Origin of the sequence: Moorena sp. SIO3B2, from assembly GCF_010692525.1 — a bacterium.
Classification (GTDB): Bacteria; Cyanobacteriota; Cyanobacteriia; order Cyanobacteriales; family Coleofasciculaceae; genus Moorena; species Moorena producens.
The window spans coordinates 1-2,127 of sequence record NZ_JAAHHE010000712.1 but is presented as its reverse complement, the minus strand read 5'-3'; the positions used below and the strand labels follow the sequence as shown (position 1 = coordinate 2,127).

Here is a 2,127-nt window from a genome sequence, read left to right as displayed (position 1 = left end):
GTAACTGCTACCCCAACCGCCGCATGGCTGCTTGCTTGCGTGATGGTGAAATCATCCTCCGCTACGTGACCTATGCGATCTTGGCTGGTGATGCTTCTGTACTCAGCGACCGCTGCCTGAATGGTCTGAAGGAAACCTACAGCGCTCTGGGTGTACCCACCACCTCCACAGCTCGTGCTGTTGGAATCATGAAAGCTGCTGCAGTTGCTTTCGTTAACAACACCGCTAGCCAGCGCAAGTTTGAACTTACTTCCGGGGATTGTTCCTCCTTAGCTGGTGAAACTGCTGGTTACTTCGACGCAGTAGTTGCTGCGATCAGCTAGTCTTTCCCTTCTGCCTAAGATAACCAAGCTCCTGCCAAAGTGAGCTGGGGAAGCCAAAAGCTAAGTATAATCTTTCTCAAAACCCATTCAGGAGATATATAAAGATGAAATCAGTTATAACCACAGTTGTTACTGCTGCGGATGCTGCAGGTCGTTTCCCTAGCAGCTCTGACCTTGAGTCTGTTCAAGGTAGCCTGCAACGGGCTGCTGCTCGTATGGAAGCTGCTGAAAAGCTAGCAGCTGGCATTGATGCTGTTACCAAAGAAGCTGGTGATGCTTGCTTTAAGAAGTATCCTTACCTGAAAGAGGCTGGTGAAGCTGGTGATTCTCAAGTCAAAGTTGACAAGTGCTACCGGGATCTTGGTCACTACCTACGCTTGATCAACTACTGCTTGGTTGTTGGTGGTACTGGTCCTCTAGATGAGTGGGGTATTGCTGGTCAGCGTGAAGTTTACCGTTCTTTGAACCTACCTACCCCTCCCTACATCGCAGCTCTTGAGTTCACTCGCGATCGTGGTTGTGCTCCTCGTGACATGTCTCCTCAAGCTTTGGTTGAGTACAAAACTTACCTCGACTATGTAATCAACTCCCTGTCCTAAGGAGATTACGGTGAAAATCCGTCGCTGATTGACTAACATTTCGATCAGCACCTGGGGACTCTTAGTACGTTGCTTTGCCTGAATTGGTTGAGTACCGTCCAAGAGTCCCCTAATTGTTTTGGGGAGTTAGGGGGACAAAACCAACTGTAAGCTACGCGAACAGCTATCAGCTATCAGCCGTCAGGTTATTATTTTATTCAAAAGTACCTCAAGTAGCGTGGCCAAAAGCCCAAAGCGGATAGCTGATGGCCAAAAGCCCAAAGCTGATAGCTAATGGCTGATAGCTGATGGCTGAGAGCTGATGGCTGAGAGCTGATGGCTGAGAGCTGATGGCTGATAGCTCAATGCTTACAACCAACTAAACTTAGTAAATCCTATTGTTAATTCCTAAATCACGACTAAATTACTGATGGATAAACGTTTTGCCAATATATTTAATTTGACCGAAGATCAAGCGATCGCACTTTTAAAGACCCCCTTAGAGCAGCTGGAAGACCCATCTGATCGCTATCTGGCTGCATCCCATTTAATTAACTTTCCCACCGACCGGTCAATCAATGCCTTGATGGAAACGGTGCAAGAACAAAATTCAGAAATGTACCATCGTATCGCTCGACGCAAGGCAGTGGAAAGCTTAGGTCGTCTGAAAGCCTCTGTAGCCTTACCCATAATTCGCTCATGCCTAGGGGATGAGGATTGTTACACGGTGGAAAATGCTGTCTGGGCCATTGGGGAAATTGGCACTCAAGATCCCGAAATTCTCGAAGAAATTGCCCAGCTACTGGAAAAACCAGGTCAGACTTATCGGGTGATTATCCAAACTCTGGCTGCACTAGACTATAAACCAGCCCTTGAGAGGATTAAGACCTTTACTAAATCCGATAATGAACCCATAGCTAGTGCTGCGATCGCAACGGTTTGTCGGTTCACAGGGGATACCACCGAGATACACAAAGTCATGGCATTCCTACAACACTCTAGTGTCAATGCCCGACGAGCTTGTATTCAAGACCTGATTGATGCCCGATACTACCAAGGAATTCCTCAAATTGCCACCTGTCCCATTTCCATGGTCTTCCGAATACGAGGAATTCGCCTCTTGGCAGAGGCTGGGTTGCCAGCGGGTGATATCACCTTTGAGGAGATCGAACCATCACTGGATCAAGTGATTCGTGATCATCCTGATCACCTAGAGCTGGTTCATG

4 protein-coding genes are annotated in these 2,127 nt (G+C 47.7%); 3 read left to right on the top strand and 1 reads right to left on the bottom strand.

The window, feature by feature from the left end:
- Both F6K38_RS40125 and cpeA read left to right on the top strand, forming a co-directional pair.
- On the top strand, nucleotides 1–323 hold a 323-nt coding region (locus tag F6K38_RS40125; protein WP_502709655.1), incomplete at its 5' end, for a bilin-binding protein.
- Between the two features lie 104 nt (nucleotides 324–427).
- The gene (gene cpeA, locus F6K38_RS40120) at nucleotides 428–922 is read left to right on the top strand and encodes a C-phycoerythrin subunit alpha (protein WP_287360446.1); all 495 of its coding nucleotides are present in this window, start codon (nucleotides 428–430) and stop codon (nucleotides 920–922) included.
- A gap of 208 nt (nucleotides 923–1,130) precedes the next feature.
- Here cpeA and F6K38_RS40115 read toward each other — a convergent pair whose 3' ends face one another.
- Nucleotides 1,131–1,280, bottom strand: coding sequence for a hypothetical protein (locus tag F6K38_RS40115; RefSeq protein ID WP_287360444.1), 150 nt, complete (start codon nucleotides 1,278–1,280; stop codon nucleotides 1,131–1,133).
- Between the two features lie 51 nt (nucleotides 1,281–1,331).
- Here F6K38_RS40115 and F6K38_RS40110 point away from each other — a divergent pair.
- Nucleotides 1,332–2,127, top strand: a 796-nt coding sequence (locus F6K38_RS40110) for a HEAT repeat domain-containing protein (protein ID WP_287360443.1), incomplete at its 3' end; no start/stop codon positions are given.